The organism is Bradyrhizobium huanghuaihaiense, from assembly GCF_007830635.1.
Lineage (GTDB): Bacteria > Pseudomonadota > Alphaproteobacteria > Rhizobiales > Xanthobacteraceae > Bradyrhizobium > Bradyrhizobium huanghuaihaiense.
Genome location: NZ_VLLA01000002.1, coordinates 628,145 through 647,308, shown reverse-complemented (window position 1 = coordinate 647,308; position 19,164 = coordinate 628,145). Strand labels below are relative to the sequence as shown.

The 19,164-nt window shown below is 67.3% G+C and carries 17 protein-coding genes and 1 riboswitch; of the genes, 8 read left to right on the top strand and 9 right to left on the bottom strand.

Annotation, left to right across the window (positions count from 1 at the left end):
• The first annotated feature begins 3 nt into the window (after positions 1-3).
• On the top strand, positions 4-750 hold the full coding sequence (locus IQ16_RS06970; protein ID WP_018647629.1) for a cobalt-precorrin-6A reductase: 747 nt from the start codon (positions 4-6) through the stop codon (positions 748-750).
• Here IQ16_RS06970 and cobJ read toward each other — a convergent pair.
• From cobJ to IQ16_RS06935, 7 genes are read right to left on the bottom strand one after another with little or no spacing between them, the layout of a single operon-like run.
• On the bottom strand, positions 726-1,460 hold the full coding sequence (cobJ, locus tag IQ16_RS06965; RefSeq protein ID WP_018647630.1) for a precorrin-3B C(17)-methyltransferase: 735 nt from the start codon (positions 1,458-1,460) through the stop codon (positions 726-728). The genes IQ16_RS06970 and cobJ overlap by 25 nt on opposite strands.
• Positions 1,457-2,188: a precorrin-2 C(20)-methyltransferase gene (locus tag IQ16_RS06960; RefSeq protein WP_018647631.1), complete on the bottom strand. Its 732-nt coding sequence runs from the start codon at positions 2,186-2,188 to the stop codon at positions 1,457-1,459. The genes cobJ and IQ16_RS06960 overlap by 4 nt, the downstream gene beginning before the upstream one ends.
• A 2-nt stretch (positions 2,189-2,190) precedes the next feature.
• On the bottom strand, positions 2,191-2,820 hold the full coding sequence (locus tag IQ16_RS06955) for a precorrin-8X methylmutase (protein WP_018647632.1): 630 nt from the start codon (positions 2,818-2,820) through the stop codon (positions 2,191-2,193).
• Positions 2,820-3,983 carry a precorrin-3B synthase gene (gene cobG, locus IQ16_RS06950; RefSeq protein WP_018647633.1) on the bottom strand — a complete coding sequence of 388 codons (1,164 nt, stop codon included), beginning with the start codon at positions 3,981-3,983 and terminating at the stop codon, positions 2,820-2,822. The genes IQ16_RS06955 and cobG overlap by 1 nt, the downstream gene beginning before the upstream one ends.
• The gene (cobN, locus tag IQ16_RS06945; protein WP_018647634.1) at positions 3,980-7,228 is read right to left on the bottom strand and encodes a cobaltochelatase subunit CobN; all 3,249 of its coding nucleotides are present in this window, start codon (positions 7,226-7,228) and stop codon (positions 3,980-3,982) included. The genes cobG and cobN overlap by 4 nt, the downstream gene beginning before the upstream one ends.
• Entirely contained in the window at positions 7,228-8,262 is a 1,035-nt protein-coding gene (gene cobW, locus IQ16_RS06940; protein ID WP_018647635.1) for a cobalamin biosynthesis protein CobW, read from the bottom strand. Before cobW ends, cobN begins: the two co-directional genes overlap by 1 nt.
• Positions 8,259-8,633 (bottom strand): DUF1636 family protein, encoded by a 375-nt coding sequence (locus IQ16_RS06935; RefSeq protein ID WP_018647636.1) that lies wholly within the window; start codon positions 8,631-8,633, stop codon positions 8,259-8,261. The genes cobW and IQ16_RS06935 overlap by 4 nt, the downstream gene beginning before the upstream one ends.
• A 94-nt stretch (positions 8,634-8,727) precedes the next feature.
• Positions 8,728-8,947, bottom strand: a riboswitch (cobalamin riboswitch).
• A 40-nt stretch (positions 8,948-8,987) separates the two neighbouring features.
• Here IQ16_RS06935 and cobO point away from each other — a divergent pair.
• Together cobO and IQ16_RS06925 are read left to right on the top strand one after the other, a co-directional pair.
• Positions 8,988-9,623 carry a cob(I)yrinic acid a,c-diamide adenosyltransferase gene (gene cobO, locus IQ16_RS06930; RefSeq protein ID WP_018647637.1) on the top strand — a complete coding sequence of 212 codons (636 nt, stop codon included), beginning with the start codon at positions 8,988-8,990 and terminating at the stop codon, positions 9,621-9,623.
• A gap of 5 nt (positions 9,624-9,628) precedes the next feature.
• Positions 9,629-11,077, top strand: a complete 1,449-nt coding sequence (locus IQ16_RS06925; RefSeq protein WP_018647638.1) for a cobyric acid synthase — start codon at positions 9,629-9,631, stop codon at positions 11,075-11,077.
• On the opposite strand, the gene cobD is transcribed toward IQ16_RS06925, so the two are convergent.
• Positions 11,066-12,031 (bottom strand): threonine-phosphate decarboxylase CobD, encoded by a 966-nt coding sequence (gene cobD, locus IQ16_RS06920; protein ID WP_018647639.1) that lies wholly within the window; start codon positions 12,029-12,031, stop codon positions 11,066-11,068. The two genes, IQ16_RS06925 and cobD, sit on opposite strands and share 12 nt — an antisense overlap.
• An 11-nt stretch (positions 12,032-12,042) precedes the next feature.
• Positions 12,043-12,984 (bottom strand): adenosylcobinamide-phosphate synthase CbiB, encoded by a 942-nt coding sequence (gene cbiB, locus IQ16_RS06915; protein ID WP_026312751.1) that lies wholly within the window; start codon positions 12,982-12,984, stop codon positions 12,043-12,045.
• A 121-nt stretch (positions 12,985-13,105) separates the two neighbouring features.
• On the opposite strand from cbiB, the gene cobU reads away from it, so the two are divergent.
• The 5 genes from cobU to IQ16_RS06890 all read left to right on the top strand — a co-directional run bounded on the left by cobU (position 13,106) and on the right by IQ16_RS06890 (position 19,084).
• On the top strand, positions 13,106-13,609 hold the full coding sequence (gene cobU / locus IQ16_RS06910) for a bifunctional adenosylcobinamide kinase/adenosylcobinamide-phosphate guanylyltransferase (protein ID WP_018647641.1): 504 nt from the start codon (positions 13,106-13,108) through the stop codon (positions 13,607-13,609).
• On the top strand, positions 13,606-14,388 hold the full coding sequence (cobS, locus tag IQ16_RS06905; RefSeq protein ID WP_018647642.1) for an adenosylcobinamide-GDP ribazoletransferase: 783 nt from the start codon (positions 13,606-13,608) through the stop codon (positions 14,386-14,388). The genes cobU and cobS overlap by 4 nt, the downstream gene beginning before the upstream one ends.
• A 4-nt stretch (positions 14,389-14,392) precedes the next feature.
• The gene (gene bluB, locus IQ16_RS06900) at positions 14,393-15,025 is read left to right on the top strand and encodes a 5,6-dimethylbenzimidazole synthase (protein WP_018647643.1); all 633 of its coding nucleotides are present in this window, start codon (positions 14,393-14,395) and stop codon (positions 15,023-15,025) included.
• A 343-nt stretch (positions 15,026-15,368) separates the two neighbouring features.
• Positions 15,369-16,412, top strand: a complete 1,044-nt coding sequence (locus IQ16_RS06895; RefSeq protein ID WP_026312752.1) for an ABC transporter substrate-binding protein — start codon at positions 15,369-15,371, stop codon at positions 16,410-16,412.
• Complete coding sequence (locus IQ16_RS06890) at positions 16,409-19,084, top strand: hybrid sensor histidine kinase/response regulator (protein ID WP_018647645.1); 2,676 nt, start codon at positions 16,409-16,411, stop codon at positions 19,082-19,084. Before IQ16_RS06895 ends, IQ16_RS06890 begins: the two co-directional genes overlap by 4 nt.
• Positions 19,085-19,164: the final 80 nt, after the last annotated feature.

Sequence of the window (19,164 nt, the reverse complement as noted above, 5' to 3'; positions counted from 1 at the left end):
GCCATGACGCGCGCCCTTATTCTGGGCGGAACGGCCGATGCGAGCTCGCTCGCCGCGGAGATCGCGCGCGCGCGCATCGATGCCGTCTATTCCTATGGCGGCCGCACCCGCGCGCCCGCCGACCAGCCGCTGCCGACCCGCATCGGCGGCTTCGGCGGCGTGAGCGGGCTTGCCGACTACATTCGCCGCGAAGAGATCACGCACGTGATCGACGCGACGCATCCGTTCGCTGCCGAGATGAGCTGCAATGCGGTTGCGGCGTGCGCCGAAGCCGGTACGCCATTGATCGCGCTCGAACGCCTGCCATGGGACAGGACGGAAGGCGACAACTGGATCGAGGTCGACGACGTCAACGCGGCCGTCGCAGAGCTGCCCGAGACGCCTGCGCGCGTCTTTCTCGCCATTGGCCGCCAGCACATCGCGCCATTCGCGAGCAAGCCTCAGCACGCCTACACGCTGCGGTTCGTCGATCCGCCCGATGCGCCCCTGCCCTTCGCAGCCGACGTGATCGTGTCGCGCGGACCGTTCACGCTTGAGGGCGAGCTGGAGATGATGCGGAGCCGTGGCATCGCCTGGATCGTCGCCCGCAATTCCGGCGGCGACGGCGCGCGCGCCAAGATCGACGCAGCGCGCGTGATCGGCCTTCCCGTGGTCATGATCTCGCGACCAAAACTGCCCGAACGTCCGCGGGTCGAGAGCGTCGCCGACGTGATGCAGTGGCTCGGTCATTCTACCCGCCTCGGTGCATAGACCCAGCGGCCGACGCGGCGCGTCTGCGAATTGCCGACGATGACGAGAGTCCGCATGTCGGCCATCTCGGGCCGAGCCTCGTTCAGCGAGACGGTCTCGATCTTCTCGTCTGCGGCACTGATCGCATGCGCAAAGATCACGAGGCGCTCGCCGCAGCCGGACTCTTTCAACACCGCCAGCGCGCGGCCAAATCCCTCAGGCCGGCTCGCCGAACGGGGGTTGTACATCGCGATCGCAAAATCGCCCTCCGCCGCGAGCCGCAGACGCTTCTCGATCACCGCCCATGGCTTGAGATTATCGGAGAGGTTGATCGCGCAGAAGTCGTGTCCGAGCGGCGCGCCGGCCCGCGCGGCCGCCGCCAGCATCGCGGTGATGCCCGGCAGCACGCGGATCGGCAGTTCCTGATATTGCGGCGCCTGTTCGAGCGCTTCGAACACGGCGGACGCCATGGCGAAGACGCCGGGATCGCCTGAGGAGACGACGACGACCTGCCCGCCTTCGGCGGCCAGACGCAACGCCTCGCTCGCGCGTTGCAGCTCTTCGCGGTTGTCGGATGGATGCAGCTTGAGGCCCGGTCGCGGCGGCACACGCGACACGTAAGGCTTGTAGCCCAGAATATCCGTCGCGGTCGCGAGCGCGGCGGAAACCTCCGGCGTCACCAGCGCCTCACTGCCGGGGCCGAGGCCCGCGATTGTCAGCGTGCCCGTCATTCGGCCGCGTCCAGATGGCGGCCCTTGCCGTGCACGAGCACGATCGCAAAATAGGGACAGTCGGCCGCATCGATCTCGGCAAGCCGCACCACGCGCTCGCCCGGCATGGTGCCGCGCTCGACCAGCCAGGCATCGTCCAGCCGCCCGGCGGACGCGAGCGCGCGACGCACTTTTGCGAGATTGCGGCCGGTTTTCATGACGACCAGCGCGTCGGAATTGCGCATACGGTGTTCGAGCTCGCCTTCGGGAAGCGTCCCCATCAGCACCGTCGTCACGTCATCACCGAGCGCGATTGGTTGTCCCACGCCATTCCAGCAGCCGACCATGCCGGGAATGCCCGCGATCACCTCGATCTCGACTCGTCCCTGCAGGCGCGTGTGCAGATGCATGAAGGAGCCGTAGAAGTAGGGATCGCCCTCACAGAGCACGATGACGTCAACCGCACGCGCCAACCGCGCCAGGCGCTCGGACCATTCATCGTAGAACCCGGCGAGCAGTTGCACGTATTCGGGGCTGTCGAACGCGATCTCCGTCGTCACAGGATATTCCATGGGATATTCGGTGACGTCGCTTGCGAGCATACCCTCGACGATGCGGCGCGCCTGGCCGGGCCCGCCTTTCTTGCGGAAATAGGCAACGTGTTGGGCGCCGCGCACCGTGCGATCGGCGCGCACGCTCATCAGATCGGGATCACCGGGGCCGAGACCGCAGCAGATGATGCGTCCCATCGCTATTCGCTCCGGCTCGCCAGCGCGTTCACGGCAGCGACGGTGATCGCCGAGCCCCCGAGGCGGCCCTCGACCGTCAGCGCCGGCACGGGTGGATTGGCCATCAGCGCGGCCTTGGATTCGGCCGCGCCGACGAAGCCGACCGGACAGCCGATGATCGCTGCCGGCCGCGGGCAGTCGCGGTCCTCCAGCATGTTGAGGAGATGAAACAGCGCGGTCGGCGCGTTGCCGATCGCAACGATCGCGCCGTCGAGGTGTGGGCGCCATAGCTCAAGGGCGGCAGCCGAGCGTGTGTTGCGCATGGATTGCGCCAGCGCCGGAACGGCGGCGTCACCGAGGGTGCAGATCACGGCATTGCCGGCCGGCAGTCTCGCGCGCGTGATCCCCTCGGAGACCATGCGCGCATCGCACAGGATCGGGGCGCCCTTCTGCAGCGCTGCGCGCGCAGCACTCGCCATGCCTGACGTGAAGCGGATGTGCGCCTCGAGGCCCACCATGCCAGCGGCATGGATCATCCGCACCACGACCTGCTCCTCATCGGCTGTGAAGCGGGCAAGATCAGCTTCCGCGCGAATGGTCGCAAAGGACTGCCGGTAGATCGCCGCGCCATCGGTCTCGTAAACGTGCGGCATCAATGCCCTCCCAGCAGGATGGTGGGATTGCCGACGATGTCGTCGCGGCTCAGCCCGCGCAGGATGGGCTCGTCGCGTGTCGATCCGCCGCGCACGAGATCGAAGCCGGCGCCGGTCGCGACCAGCGTGATCGCGGCTGCGCCGGAATGCGCGCAGCCCTTGGCACAGCCGGAGACGTGAAGCCGCGCCGCCGCGCCGATGTTGGGCGCGAGCGCGGCTGCCAGCGCGCGGGTGTCGGCGTGGGCCTCGCGACAGCGCGGCGCACCGCTGCAGGCAATGACGCGCAGCGCCGGATCGTAGGCCTCAGTGATGAGTCCGGCCGCGGACGGCATCGTTCGCTTGTCTTCGCTGAGGACCATCCGCCATGGCGTCATGCGCAGCGCATGTCCGCAACCGGCGAACTGGTTGAGCGTCGCATGCGGCATCTGCCCGAAGGCGATGCCGATCAGCGCGCCCTGCGGATAGAGGCCGGGACGCGCCGCGGCCATCACCGGCATCGGTTCAGCCTCGCCGCGCAACGCCTCGGACAATTCCGCACCGGCTGCGAGATGCGCGGCCATGCGCCCTCGCCCGCCCCTGACACCGCCTGATGTCACGAACCAGTTTGCGAGCGCGAGCGCGGTGGTCACGGCCTCACCGCGCGCCACGGAACGGCCGAGCTTGGCGCCATCGGCCCGCACCAGCAGTCCACCGGCGCGATCGCGCTCGATCCGCACATCAGCGGGATCGCCGGCGAGCACGCGCGAGCTGCCGTCATCGACGGCGAAGCCGAATTTGCTCGGGAGCGCGAGTGTGCTGTTCTCGAGCGCCTCCTCGAGCTCGGCGGCGAGCGCCTGGGTCTCGTCACCTGCGCGCCAGAACGGCGTCACCAGGATGTTGCGCCTGGATTCGGTGTCGGCGTCGGGATCCAGCAATGCCAGTTGCGCGAGCCCGTCGAGCAGCAGCCGGTGGCTGCTGTCGCTGACGCCCCTGATCTGGAGATTGGCGCGGCTGGTGACGTCGATCAGGCCGTTGCCATGGCGTTCGGCCAGATGCGCAAGTCCGGACACCTGCGCCGCATCGAGCCGCCCTCCGAACGGCCGCACGCGGACGACGAGGCCGTCGCCCGATTGCATCGGTCGCAGCGCACCGGGGCACCAGCCCTTGACCATAACCGCGCTCATGAGGCCTCCCTCAGCGCGGCCGCGATCGAGTTGCGGCGGGTCCGCCAGAGCGAGGCTTCATGCAGACGGGTGAAGCAGGTCTCCATCGCGGCAAGTGCTGCCGGATTCTCACGGGCCATGAACGCGCTGACGTCCTCGTTGCCCAGCGTCGCGTTGTAGTAGAGATCGAACAGATGCGGCGGCACGGCGCCCGCCAGATGGGCGAAGGCCGCCATGTGCTCGAGCGTCGCGGTGATCTCGGCGGCGCCACGAAAGCCGTGGCGCATCATGCCGGCGATCCAGGCCGGATTGGCCGCGCGCGCGCGAACCACGCGGGAGATCTCCTCCGTCAGCGTGCGCGCGTGCGGTTGCTCGGGCCGCGTTGCGTCGAGGTGATAGAGCGAGGGCGTGGCTCCGCCGAGATGCGCGGCCGCTGCCGCGACGCCGGCTTCATGCGCGGCATAATCCGCGGCGAGTAGCAGATCGGTTTCAGGCAAGTCCTGGACGTGGACGAAGGCGTTGGCAGAGGCGAGCCGCTGTTCGATGCCGGCACGATCGGCCCTGATCTCGCCATCGGCGGAGAACGCCCAGGATGACGCCGACAGCCAGGCCTCGCCGGCCGCTTCGCGCGTCTCCAGCGTGAAGGCATCCGGGATCGCCGACAGGCCGACGCCGTATTGTCCGGGACGCGGCGCGAACACGCGGGAGGTGCGCTGGCGATACGGATTCTCCTCGCCCTCGTCGTCGCGCGACGCGAGCGCCTCGGATGCGGCCTCGAACAATTGCGCAAGACCGGAGAAGACGTCACGGAACAGGCCTGACACGCGCAGCGTGACGTCAATCCGGGGGCGGCCGAGCTCGCCCGGCGCGATGACGTCATAACCCGTGACACGGCCGGAGGCATGATCCCAGCGCGGCGCGAGGCCGGCCAGATGCAGCGCCATGGCAAATTCCTCGCCGGCGGTGCGCATGGTCGCCGAGCCCCAGAGATCGACCACGAGGCCCTTCGGCCAGTCGCCGTGATCCTGCAGATGACGCCGCAGCAGCTCTTCGGCGAGTTTTATGCCCTGCGCATGCGCCGACGGTGTCGGTACCGCGCGCGGATCGACGGCAAAGAGATTGCGCCCGGTCGGCAAGACGTCCTGACGGCCGCGATAGGGCGAGCCCGATGGCCCCGGCGCGACGCGTTGTCCTGCAAGCGCAGCACGCAGGGCGTCGCGCTCCGCATCAGCACAGGCGCCGCGGCCGAACACGTGCAGGCCGTCGCCGAACTGACTCTCCTTGAGATCGCAGACGAAGCGGTCGATGCGCGGGATCGCTTCGGCCGGTGCGGCAGAGGCATCGAGGCCGAGATCGTCCTCGAGGCCCGCCGCGCGCGCCTCGTCGCGGATTGCCGCGATCAATCGCTGGCGACGGGCGGGATCGAGACCATCGGCGGTCGAATATTCGTCGAGGAGGCGCTCGAGGCGGCGCAGGCCTTCCGGCACCGCGGATGCTGCGAGCGGCGGCGGCAGGTGACCGATCGTGACGGCCCCCAGGCGCCGCTTGGCCTGTGCGGCCTCGCCGGGATCGTTGACGATGAAGGGATAGATGACGGGGAGATCGCCGATCAAGGCTTCCGGCCAGCAGCCCGATGACAGCGCGACGGATTTTCCGGGCAGCCATTCCAGCGTACCATGCGCCCCCATGTGCACGACGGCATCGCAGCTCTGTTGCCGAAGCCACAGATAGAACGCGACATAGGCATGGCGCGGCGTGCGGGCGAGATCGTGATAGTCGGCATCGCGCGTTGCCGCATCGCCGCGCTCCGGCTGGACCGCGATGATCGAGTTGCCGCAAGTGATGGCCGCGAAATGAAGCGCGCCTTCGCGGCAGCTTGGATCAGTCTCCGGCGCGCCCCAGGCTTGCGCGAGATCGTCCTGCAGCGATTGCGGCAGGCGCGATAACGCTGCGCGGTACTCTGCAACGCTCCAGGTCAATTGCTGCTTGAGCAGCGTCTCACCAAGTGCATGAACCGGCGCGACATTGAATCCGGCCTCCGCGAGATCGGACAGCAATGCCTCAACTGACGCCAGTGCATCGAGACCAACCGCATGTGCGATCTGGTGCGGACGGCCCGGATAGTTCGAGAGGACGATCGCTGCTCGCTTCTCAGCAGCCGGTGTCACCGCCAACTGCCGCCACGCCGCGACACGCGCGGCGACGGCCGTTACGCGCTCCTGGTCGGGCCTGTGCGCCAGATGCGAGAACTGCAAATCGGGATCGCGCTCCGCAGCCGATTTGAAGCTCACCACGCCCGCGAAAACGCGGCCATCGACCTCGGGCAGCACCACATGCATCGCGAGGTCGCCGGGCGAGAGGCCGCGCAGCGATTCCGCCCAGTCCTCACGCCGCGCAGTGGAGAGCGCGACCTGGAATACCGGACACAATGCGGCATCGAACGACGTGGCGCCGTCGTCGCCAATCGCGGAGAACGCCGTCGCATTGACGATCGCAGCCGCGGGACTTTGCGCCAGATGCGCGCGCAGCCAATCGGCAACGCCCGCGGCCTTCAGCGAGGTGACGAACACGCCATGCGCGTCAAAACCCTTGTCGAGCAACGCCGCGATGAGCGCATCGACAGGGCCGGTATCGGCAGCGGTGAGATAGGAGCGATAGAACGTCACCAGCGCGCGCGGCTTTCCCTCCGCCGCGACCGGCGCCGGGATGACACCGCGCGCAGGATCGTAGAAGCCCATCTCGGGCACCGTCATCTCGCCGACGACCGGGCCCGCATAAAACCCCGACGCGAGCGCGAGCTGCGCGATCGCCGCTTGCGCCGCGACCGGGCCGCCGGTGTCGCAGAGCACCTTGAGCCGGCGCAGCGTCGAAACCGGCAGGGTCGAATACGCATCGAGCCGCGTGTCGTCGCGACCGTCGGCCGGCAGCACGGCCAGCACGATGCCGCGATCCTTCGCAAGTTGCTGCAGCGCTGCGAGCCCGTACTGCCAGTAGGACTCGCCGCCGATCAGGCGCACCAGGATGCCGCGCGCCTGCGACAGCGTGCGCTCGATATAGGTGTCGACCGAGAGTGGATGTCGTAGTTCCGCGAGATTGGCGAGCCGCAGCGACGGCAGGCTGTCGCGGCCACGCCGCCAGCCGGCCGCGAACGCGGCAAGATCGGAATCCGAGTACGAGAGCACCACGAGATCGGCCGGGTCCTGGCCGATGTCCCTTGGCGTCGCGGTCTCCTCCAGACCGCGGCTCTCGCGGAAGACGACGTGCATCAGATGCCGAGTCCTGACCTGATCGCAGCCTCGTCGATGTCGCCATGCTCGCCGATCACGACGAGCTTGGATTGCCTGAGACCCGCGCCCCAGGGCTTGTCGAACTGGTGGCGTACGCGCTCGCCCACCGCCTGCAGCAGCAGGCGCATCGGCTTGCCGGCGACGGCGATGTAGCCTTTGGCGCGCAGCACATTCTGCTCGCGCGCCAGGCGCTGCACAGACGCGACCAGCGCATCGACATCGGCAACCTCAGGAAGATCGATCACGACGGATGCGAAATCATCATGCTCGTGCTCCTCCTCGCCATCATGATGCGAGGGACGCGCGGCGAGATCGTTCTCGGCGGCGGCGCCGAGACCGAGGATGACGCGCGCATCGATCGCACCGTCCGTGACGGGCAACATCGGCACGCGGCGCGGCATCTCGGCAGTGATCGCGGCCTTGGCGGCTTCGATGCCGGCGCTGCCGGCCAGATCGGCCTTGGTCAGCAGCACGATGTCGGCGCAGGCGATCTGGTCCTCGAACACTTCCGACAGCGGCGTCTCGTGATCGAGATTCTCGTCTGCTGCGCGCTGCGCCTCGACCGCATCCGGATCGGGCGCGAAGCGGCCGGCGGCAACGGCTTCGGCATCGGCGAGCGCGATCACTCCGTCGACCGTGATGCGCGAGCGGATTTCAGGCCAGTCGAACGCCTTCAGCAGCGGCTTGGGCAGTGCGAGGCCCGAGGTCTCGATCAGGATGTGATCGGGTCTCACCGGGCGCGCCAGCAACTGCTCCATGGTCGGAATGAAATCGTCGGCCACGGTGCAGCAGATGCAGCCATTGGCGAGCTCGACGATGTTCTCCTCCGGACAATTGGCGTCGGCGCAGGACTTCAGGATTTCGCCGTCGACGCCCTCGCTGCCGAACTCGTTGACGAGCACCGCAAGCTTCTTGCCGTTGGCATTGCTGAGCAGATGCTGGATCAGCGTCGTCTTGCCGGAACCGAGAAAGCCTGTGACCACCGTGACAGGGACTTTTGCGAGCGAGTTCATTCGGCGGCCTCCGGCACGACGGCGATGGGGGGAATGCGGGCAAGCGACTGCTTGCGGAAGATTTCGGGCCGGCTGCGCCAGGGCACGAGGCCGTCCGGCGCGGCCGCATAGGCCGCGGCACCGGCGACGACGTCCTGCGCATTCGCATCCGACAGGCGGCCATAGACATAGGACCAGCGGCCGGGCGCGCTGAGCGCGACCGAGCAGCCCTGGCTGCAGGCCGACAGGCATTCGACGGGAACCACATTGACGCCCTCGGGCACGCCCGCCTCGAGGATCGCACCATGCAGGCGCTTGCCGGGCGTGGTCTCGCCCTCGCCAAGCGTCTGGCCGGCGCGGCAGGTGATGCAGACGTGAAGTGTGACGGTCATCGCCTCTTCCAGAATAAACGGCCGAGGCGAAGAGGCCCACGAACCTTCTTCCGAGGGTCCGTTTCCCCGTCGCGGAACACCCCGTCCGCCGGTCCAAAACTCGTCCGCGCTGGCAGGTCTCCCGGCTTGCGGAGCAGGGTTTTGCCCTTCGATCCCCGCCTTCCCGATTCCCTAGGGAATCAGTGGCTTCGGGCATCTCTCCGGTCACGGTCGCGGGGGCGGCTGCATTTTGGACCCAAATCTTGCCGATTCGGACCCTATCGCATTCCCTCTTCGCCTGTCATAGGACAGGAACCAACGCCGGGCCACCATTTGCCCCCGGCCGCCTCTTGTCAAGCCGAAGGACCGGGACCGATGACGCCTGAACCGGATACCCAAACGGACGAGCAAACCGACGCCCGCCACGCCCAGAAAATGGCGAAGAAGAAGGCTGCCCGTGACAAGATCATGGCGACCAAGACCGGCGAAAAGGGCCTCATCATCGTTCATACGGGCGCCGGCAAGGGCAAGTCCTCTTCCGCCTTCGGCATGATCGTCCGCTGCGTGGCGCACGGCTTCCCTTGCGCGGTCGTGCAGTTCATCAAGGGCGCCTGGGATACCGGCGAGCGGCGCCTGCTCACCGGCCATTTCGGCGACCTCTGCCAGTTCCACGCCATGGGCGAAGGTTTCACCTGGGAGACGCAGGATCGTGCCCGCGACATCGCCGCCGCGCGCGCCGGCTGGGAGAAGGCCAAGGAGCTGATCCTCGATCCGAATTTGCGCATGGTCGTGCTCGACGAGATCAACATCGCGCTGCGCTACGACTATCTCGAGATCGCCGAGGTGGTCGAGTTCCTGACGACGCAGAAGCCTGAGATGACGCATGTCGTGCTCACCGGACGCAACGCCAAGGACGAGCTGATCGAGATCGCCGACCTCGTCACCGAGATGACGCTGGTGAAACATCCGTTCCGCTCCGGCATCAAGGCGCAGGCCGGCGTCGAGTTCTGAATTCGATGGCACGCGCGCTGATGATCCAGGGGGCCGGCTCTGACGTGGGCAAGTCGCTCATCGTCGCCGGTCTTGCGCGCGCCTTCACGCGGCGCGGCCTGCGTGTGCTTCCGTTCAAGCCGCAGAACATGTCGAACAATGCGGCCGTCACCGTCGACGACGGCGAGATCGGCCGCGCCCAGGCGCTGCAGGCGCTTGCAGCCGGCGTCGAGCCGCACACCGACATGAACCCGGTGCTGCTCAAGCCCGAGACCGACGTCGGCGCGCAGGTCGTTGTCCACGGCAAGCGCATTGCGACCGCGCGGGCACGCGAATATGCGGCGATGAAGCCGTCGCTGATGGGCGCGGTGCTCGAGAGTTTCGAGCGGCTCAAGGCGCGCTCTGATCTGGTGCTGGTCGAAGGCGCCGGCAGTCCGGCCGAGGTGAACCTGCGCAAGGCCGACATCGCCAATATGGGCTTTGCACGCAAGGCCGACGTTCCGGTCGTGCTGGTCGGCGACATCGACCGCGGCGGCGTCATCGCCCAGCTCGTCGGCATCAAGACGGTGATCGACCCTGATGATGCCGCGATGATCCAGGGCTTTGTCATCAACAAGTTCCGCGGCGATCCCACGCTGTTCGACGACGGCTACAGGCTGATCGAGCAGAAAACGTCGTGGCGCGGCCTCGGCGTGCTGCCCTGGTTCGCGCGCGCCGGCGAGTTGCCGGCCGAGGACGCGCTGGGCCTCAGCGACGCGCGCAAGCCCGGCCAGTGCAAGATCGCGTGCCTCGCGCTGTCGCGGATTGCCAATTTCGACGATCTCGATCCGCTCAAGCTCGAGGCGAACGTCGATCTCGTCATGGTCCGTCCGGGCGAAGCGATCCCCGGCGACGTCAGGCTCGTGATCATTCCCGGCTCAAAATCCACCCGCGGCGATCTCGCCTTCCTGCGCGCGCAGGGTTGGGACATCGATCTGCTCGCGCATCACCGCCGCGGCGGCTATGTGCTTGGCCTCTGCGGCGGCTATCAGATGCTCGGGCACAGCGTCGCCGACCCTGAAGGCATCGAAGGTCCAGCAGGCCACACACCGGGGCTTGGACTTCTGGACACCGAGACAGTGATGAGCCCGCAGAAGACGCTGACGCGTGTCGCGGCCGTACACGCCGCGACCGATCAGCCGATCGAGGCCTACGAAATCCATATCGGTCGCACCGACGGGCCCGATCGCGCCCGTCCGTTCGCGAAACTGAACGGCGAGCCGGAAGGCGCGATCTCCAGGGATGGCCGCGTGCAGGGCAGCTATTTGCACGGCCTGTTCACGTCGGATGATTTCCGCAAGGCGTTTTTGGCGAAGCTCGACATTCCCGCGGGCGGGGAGCCATATCACGCCCGGGTCGAAAGCGCGCTCGAGGCCCTCGCCGACCACATCGAAAAGCATCTCGATGTCGAAGGCCTGCTTGCGCTAGCGCGCTAGAACCTCGGCAAGGCGCGACCATTCGGGTTCGCTACCGGGGAGCCCGAGCCGCAGCCATGTCGGCTCTTTCGCGAACACCCGCGACCAGATCTGGCCGCGCGCCAGCTTCTCCTGCGCGGCCAGCGCGTCGGGCGTCTCGTAGAGACGAAACAGCGGCGTGCCGCCCATCAGCGCCCAGCCTTGCGACTGCACCATCGCGTCGAGCCGTAAGCAGTCGCGTGCGAGACGCGCCGAGGTGGCCTCAGCCCAGGCATCGTCGCGCAAGGCGCGGCAGCCGATCGAGATCGCAGCTCCAGAGATCGGCCATGGGCCCGAGGCCGCCGCGAGCTTGCCGACGTCGGCTCCATTGCCGATCGCGAACCCAAGCCGCAGACCAGCAAGGCCATAAAACTTTCCGAACGAGCGCAGGATCAGCAGTCCCGGCCGATCCGCGTCCGACGCAAGCGACAGATTAGGAACGGCATCGGCAAAACTCTCGTCAACGACGAGACGGCCGACGCGCGGCAGCAGTGCAAGCAAATCATTCGGCGCGTAGCACCGGCCGTCCGGATTGTTGGGATTGACGATGATGGCGAGGTCCGCGCCTGCCAATGCCTGAAGGTCTCTGACCTCCTGGACATCCCAGCCCGCAGCCGAGAGGACTCCGGCGTATTCATTGTAGGTCGGCGCGAGAATGCGGGCGCGGCCGCACGGCGCGACTTGCGGCAACAGTTGAATGGCGGCTTGCGCGCCGCCCATTGCGACGAGCGGTGCGCTCGTGCGGTAGGCGTGCCGCGCGGCCTGATGCAACGCATCGATCTCGGCACGCGACGGCAGCGCAGTCCACGCACGCGCGCTCACCTCGCCCACCGGATAAGGCACCCGGTTGATCCCCGTCGACAGGTCGATCCAGTCCTCGGCGCGGCCGCCGAAACGCTGCTGGGCCAGATCGAGATTTCCACCGTGCTCGCGCATGCTCCGTTCTTTCACGCGAAGGCCAGGATCGCAAGCAGGCCTGCGAGCAGCAGCATGGCGCGGCGGTAGACGTTCAGCCCCTCGCCGATGTCGGCGGGATTCGGATCGCGCGCGCCGTCGTTGAGCCAGGGCTCCTTCGTGACGCTGCCATGATAGACGCGGGGGCCACTGAGCCGCACGCCAAGCGCGCCGGCCATTGCCGCCTCCGGCCAGCCCGCATTGGGCGAACGGTGACGGCGCGCATCGCGCGTCATGCATGACAGCGCCTCGGCTCGCCTTGGTGCCAACAGCACGAAGAGAAAGCCGGTCAGCCGCGCCGGAATGAAATTGGCGACGTCGTCGATGCGCGCCGCGGCCCAGCCGAACGCTTCGTGCCGTTCGCTGCGATGGCCGATCATGGAGTCCAGCGTGTTGATCGCCTTGTAACCCAAAACGCCGGGCAGGCCGAACAGCGCGCCCCAGAACACCGGCGCGACGATGCCGTCCGAGGCGTTCTCGGCGAGACTCTCGATCGCCGCGCGCGCGATGCCGGCTTCATCCAGCGCTAAGGGATCGCGGCCGACGATGCGCGACACCGCTTCGCGCGCGGCAGCGACGTCGCCCGCCTGCAGCGGGTTTGCGACGGCGGCAACATGATCGTGCAGCGAGCGCAGAGCGACCAGCGGCCAGGCGAGCACGCCGATGAGCACGACCTGGCTCCAGCCCGAGGCAAGCAAGGACTGAAGCAGCCAGCCGAGTGCGACCGAGAGCGCAATGACAAAAAGCGCGCCTGCGACGCCCGCAGCGCGGCGAAGCGCTGGCGGATCGGACGCGCTGTTCCAGGCGGTATCGATGGCGCCGATCAGCCGCCCGAGCCAGGTCACGGGATGACCGATCCGCGCGAACAGCCATGACGGCCAGCCCGTGAGGGCATCCACCGCCATCGCCACCACCATTGCGCCCGCAAAACCCACTTCCGCCTCCTGTCCCGCCCCTGTTGCGCAAAGCGGGGGACGAGCGCAAGCCCCTGCCCGCCTGATTTCGGCTTTGTCTTTGGCCGCGTTTGGTGATTAGTCAGGCCCACAGGAGACCTTCATGGCCGTCATCTTGATCACGGGCGGAGCACGATCGGGCAAGAGCGCTCGCGCGGAAGCGCTTGCACGTAGCTTTCCGGCCCAGCCACCGATCTACATCGCGACGGCCGAGGCGCACGATGCAGAGATGGAAGCACGCATCGCCCGGCATCGCGCGCGACGAATCGGCTGGATCGAGCGCGAAGTACCGCTTGATCTCGTGCCCGCGCTGCACGCAACCGATGGCGGTGGCGCACGGCTGGTGGACTGCCTGACGCTCTGGCTCTCCAACCTAATGCATGCCGGACGCAACTGGGAGGACGAGGTGGACGCGCTTGCCACCGCCGTGCCCGGCTTGAAGAGCCCTGTCATATTCGTCACCAACGAGGTCGGCCTCAGCATCGTGCCCGACAACGCACTGGCGCGCAGCTTTCGCGACGCCGCCGGGATCATGAACCAGGTCGTCGCTGATGTTGCCGATAAGGTCGAGTTCGTCGTTGCCGGCTTGCCGATGAAACTGAAATGATGCCGCGCCCGGATCTTCTCAAGGACATCATCGCCGATCTCAGAATGGCGGCATCATTCGTCACGATCCTGCCGGTCGCATCATCGAAGCCTGCAGCCGACGGCGCCGTCGCGCGCGCGACCTGGGCGCTTCCCGTCGCAGGACTCCTGGTCGGCCTCGCCGGCGCCTTCGTTTACAAGGTCGCCAGCCGGTTGGGATTGCCACCGAACCTCTCCGCTCTGCTCGCACTCGCAACGACCGCCCTCATCACCGGCGCGCTGCACGAGGACGGGCTTGCCGACACAGCCGACGGGCTCGGCGGCGGCCGGACGCGCGAGCGCAAGCTGGAGATCATGCGCGATAGCCGGATCGGGACTTACGGCGTCTGCGCGCTGATCCTGTCGTTCGGCCTGCGCTGGAGCGCGCTCGCGGCCATCGCCAGTCCCTCGGCGGTTGCGCTGGCGCTGTGCGCTGCGCACACCGCTGCCCGCGCCGGCGTACCGGCCTTCATGTCGCTGGTCCCGCCGGCGCGGCCCGATGGTCTCTCCGCAAGCGCGGGATCGCCGCCGGGCCGCAGCGTCGCCATCGCCTTCGCGGTTGGAACGCTCGTGCTCGCCCTGGCGTTGGGGCCGGGCAAGGCGCTGGTCGGCCTGATCCTGCTCTCGCTCGCCGGACTGCTGCTGGCGCGGCTCGCCATCCGCCAGATCGGCGGGCAGACCGGCGACGTTCTCGGCGCCTTCGAGCAGACGGGCGAGATCCTGATCCTGCTGGTCGCCGCGGCCTTCCAGATGGGACGCTGATCTCATGGTCGAGTTCGACGACACCTTCCGCCGGCACCTGCACGAGCTGTTCGTGTGGCGGCGCGACGTGCGCCGCTTTCGCGGTGATCCGCTGCCCGAGGGCGCCATCGATCGCCTGATCGAGACCGCTTGCCTTTCGCCCTCGGTCGGCCTGAGCCAGCCCTGGCGCTTCGTCATCGTCGACGATGCCGCACGGCGCCGCAACGTGATCGACGATTTCAAGGCATGCAACGCGGATGCACTCAACTGCTACTCGGGCGACCGCGCGGCGCGCTATGCCACGCTAAAACTGTCGGGCCTCGAACAGGCGCCGGGCCACCTCGCCGTGTTCGCGGACAAGGCCAGCGACATCGGCCACGGCCTCGGCCGCGCCACCATGCCGGAAACGACGGAATATTCCGTCGTCGCCGCGATCACCGCGATGTGGCTCGCCGCGCGCGCGGAAGGCATTGGCCTTGGCTGGGTGTCGATCCTCAATCCGGATCGCATCCACGCCATTCTCGATGTGCCAGATACCTGGAAATTCATCGCCTATCTCTGCATCGGCTATCCGGAGGTCGAATGCGACCAGCCCGAGCTGGAGCAGGCGAAATGGGAGCACCGGCGCGGCGCGAACGAATTTACGCTGCGGCGGTAGAACGCACTCTCCTCCGTCATTGCGAGCGTAGCGACTTGTCCGCCGAAGCCTTGGCGAAGGCGGAAGCAATCCAGAGTCTTTCCGCGGAGGGACTCTGGATTGCTTCGTCGCAAGGGCTCCTCGCAATGACGGCCGAGAGAGGCACTCGCCGGACGCCGAATTGGAGAGATAACCGCGGATGTGGTCGGGCCGCCAATCGAAACAGCGACTCTTTCGGCGCGTCGGAATACGGTATCGGGCTGCGCATGGCTGCGAATGAACATTCACAAGCACTTTTTCATCAATTGTGGTTGCTAGCCTTTCGGGATATGCACGGGGTCAGGGACAACTTTTGCGAAACATCATGACTGAGCGGCCCGCTCCTGCCCGCGTTGTGCCGGCGGTCGCCCGCCGCGATCTCCTTCGCCTGGCGGGCGCTACTGCCGCGGGATGGCTTGTGCTCGGCGCAACGCCGGATCGCATGCGGATCGTCGCGACGCTGACGGCATTGCCGCTCGACGACGAACTGACAAAGAGGAGCATGACCGAAGCTGCGACTACCCGGCTTGGCGGGCTCATCGCCGGCCTGAGGCAACGAGGCTGGGTCGAAGGGGTCAATTTCCGTTTCGAGATCCGGTCGAGCTTCGGCGGACCGGACAGGTTGAAGACCGCCGTGCAGGAGCTCATCGATCTCAAGCCGGATGTCATCCTGACCGGCTCGACGGTTGAAACCGCGGCCGTGCTGGCGGCCACCAAGGCGATCCCGATCGTTTTCGCGACCTCCAACGACCCCGTCGGCAACGGCTTCGTCGAGAGCCTCGCCCGTCCCGGCGGCAACGTCACGGGCTTCACCAGCAGCACCGCCGAGATGGGCAGCAAATGGTTTCAGCTCATCAAGGAGGCTGTGCCGGACATGGCGCGTGTCGGCGTCCTGTTCAATCCGGCGAGCACGCCTCGCGCCGGACGCTTCTTTCTCGACTCCCTCGAGCAGGAGGCCGCGACAACAGGGGTTGACGTGGTCCTCGCCCCCATCGGCAAGGCAGCGGAGATCGACGGGGCGATCAGCCGCTTTTGCGAGCCGCCCAAGGCTGCGATGATCTCGCTCGTCGACAGCTTCCTGGTGGTGAACCGCCAGGCGATCGTCGCGGCAACGGCGAAGTACCGCGTCCCGATGATCTATCCGTTTCATTACTTCATGGATGCGGGCGGGCTGATGAGCTACGGGCCGACGCTGGAGGTTCGCTCGGCCGACTATGTCGACCTGATCCTGCGCGGCACCAAGGCCGGCGATCTGCCGGTGCAATCGCCGCGCAAATACGAGCTTTTGATCAACCGCACCGTCGCACGATCGCTCGGACTGACGATCCCGTTCACGCTGCTTGCGCGCGCCGACGAGATCCGCGAGTGAACGAGCAGGCCGACCAGGGACATTTGCGAACGCCTCCCGGCCGGCTGTTCCGGAAATATCTCTACTCGATCGTCGCCCTCGCCTTTGCCGCGCTCGCCATCACCACCGGCTTCGACGTCTGGTTCTCCTATCGCGAGCAGAAGCAGCTCCTCGCGGCGATCCAGCGCGAGCAGGCCGCATCCGCGGCCATCCAGATCGGCCAGTTCGTCGGTCAGATCGAAAACCAGATCAGATGGCTCTCACGCCTGCCTCCGGAGCTGTCGACCAACGAAGACGATCGCCTGAACGCCATCCGCCTGCTGCGCCTCTCGCCCGCGATCGCGGAAATTGCCGAGCTCGATGCGCAGGGCCGCGAGCAGGTGCGCGTGTCGCGCCGCGTCGCGGACAGGGTCGGCAGCAAAACCGACCTCTCCACCTCGCCGGCCTTCCGCGGCGCCAATGAAAGCCGCGCTTATTACGGCCCCGTGTACTTCTTCGGTGATACCGAACCGTTCATGACGCTCGCCACTCGCGGGACCGGCCGCCAGCCCAATGTGGTCGTCGCCGAAGTCAATCTGCGCTTCATCTGGGACCTCGTCGCCGGGATCAGGGTCGGCAACACCGGCAAGGCCTATGTGGTCGACCGCACGGGAGTCTTGATCGCCCATCCGGATTTATGGCCGGCACTACGCCGCAGCGATCTCACCGGCCACGCGGACGTGCGCGCCGCGCTCGACGGCGTGGGCCCGCCCTCCGGCGGCCTGGTCAGGGAGGACCTGTCAGGTCAACGCGTTCTCTCGACGTACGCGACGGTGCCCTCGCTCGGCTGGCTGGTGTTCGTCGAGCTTCCGCTCAGCGAGGCCTATGCCCCGATCTATGCGTCGATCGGACGTTCCACATTTCTTCTGGTCGCCCTGCTTGCCATTGCGGTGCTGGTGTCCCTTTGGCTCAGCCGGCGCATGACTGTGCCGATCCAGATCCTGACGCAGGGCGCGCGGCGGATCGGAAGCGGCGATCTCGGTCTGCGGCTCGCGATCAGGACCGGCGACGAACTGGAGGCGCTCGGTGACCAGTTCAACCGGATGGCCGCTCACTTGCGCGACTCCTACGCAACGCTCGAGGGCAAGGTGATCGAGCGGACCTCCGAGCTCGAGAAGGCGCGCGATCAGGCCCTCGCCGAGCACGACGCAGCCGAGCGGGCGCGCAGCATTGCCGTGCAGGCCAACGAGACCAAGTCGCGCTTCCTTGCCGTCGTCAGCCACGAGCTGCGCACGCCGCTGAACGGCGTCATGGGCGTGCTGCAACTGCTCGACGACGGCAACCTTAGCGAAGTGCAGCGGCGCCACCTCGCCACCGCCGCCGCATCGGGCGAAACACTGATCGCACTGGTCGATGCGATCCTGGAATATGCGCGCCTCGAGGCCAGCACCGAGGCGCTGGAGACGCGCGACTTCCGCCTCGACCAGCTGATCGAGGCCGCCGCCGACCTGATGCGCCCGCAGGCCTTCGACAAGGGACTGACCTTCGATCTCGCCAGCGATGCGACGGTCAACATCGCCGTGCACGGCGATCCTGTCAGGCTCAACCGCATCCTGCTCAACCTGATCGGCAACGCGATCAAGTTCACCCCGCGCGGTGGGATCGCCTTGACGGCGGCCGCAGAACAGCTCGACAAACATGTCCTGCTGCACATCACCGTTCGCGATACCGGCATCGGCATCGCGCCCGACATGCATGAGCGGATTTTTGAGGACTTCGTCCAGGCCGACGACAGCATTGCACGGCGATTCGGCGGCACCGGCCTCGGACTTGCGATCGCACGGCGCCTCACGCGCCTGATGCGCGGCGAGCTGACGGTGAAGAGCACGCCGGGCGCCGGCAGCACCTTCACGCTTGACGTGCCGCTCGGCCGCGCCGCGAGCGGCATTGCACAAGGCGCGCTTCCACCGCCATCGCGGCAGCTGAACGTGCTGCTGGTCGACGACGATCCCGTCAATTGCGAGGTCGGCGAAGCGATCCTGAACCGGCTCGGCCACCACCCCACGATCGCCAGGAACGGCGCATCTGCCATAGAGCTTGCCCGCGATCAGGCGTTCGACGTCATCCTGATGGATCTGCACATGCCTGACATGGACGGCGTCGAGGCGGCGTCGCGGATCGGCAAGCTCGGCTTGCCGAAGAGACCGCGCATCATCGCCGTGACGGCCGACGTCTCCACCCTCGCCCGCGAACGGCTCGCCGGCGCCGGCATCGCCAAGGTCGTCAGCAAGCCGATCCTGATCAATGCGCTGCGTGAGGCGATCGAAGACACCCAGGACGAGCCGGCCGCCGCGCAACTCGCCGCGGGCGCATTGATCGACCGGCATTTCCTCGACGACCAGAAAGAGCTGCTGGGCGCGGCGCAGATCGCAAAGCTTCATCATCTGCTGCAGGAGACCAGCGACAGGCTGATCGAGGACATCACCAAAGCCGCCGCTGCCGGCGATCGCAAGCAGCTCGCGCGCTCCGCGCACCAGCTCGGCAGCGCCGCCGGCGCGCTCGGCCTCGTCCGCCTGTTTGAGCGCTGCCGCGAGGTCGAGCTGGCGGCGCCCTCGATGTCCCCGCCGGAGTGCCAGAGCGCCGCCCGCGATCTCGCCGCGCTCCAGAAGGCCTCGATCAGCGCGCTGGACGATCTGCTCGCATCGGCCGGGTAGCGCACGGAGTTCGGCGTTAACCATCGCTGACGGTTCCAGTCTGAGCGACATCGCTTCGAAGTTTCTTAAATTTTGCTGGG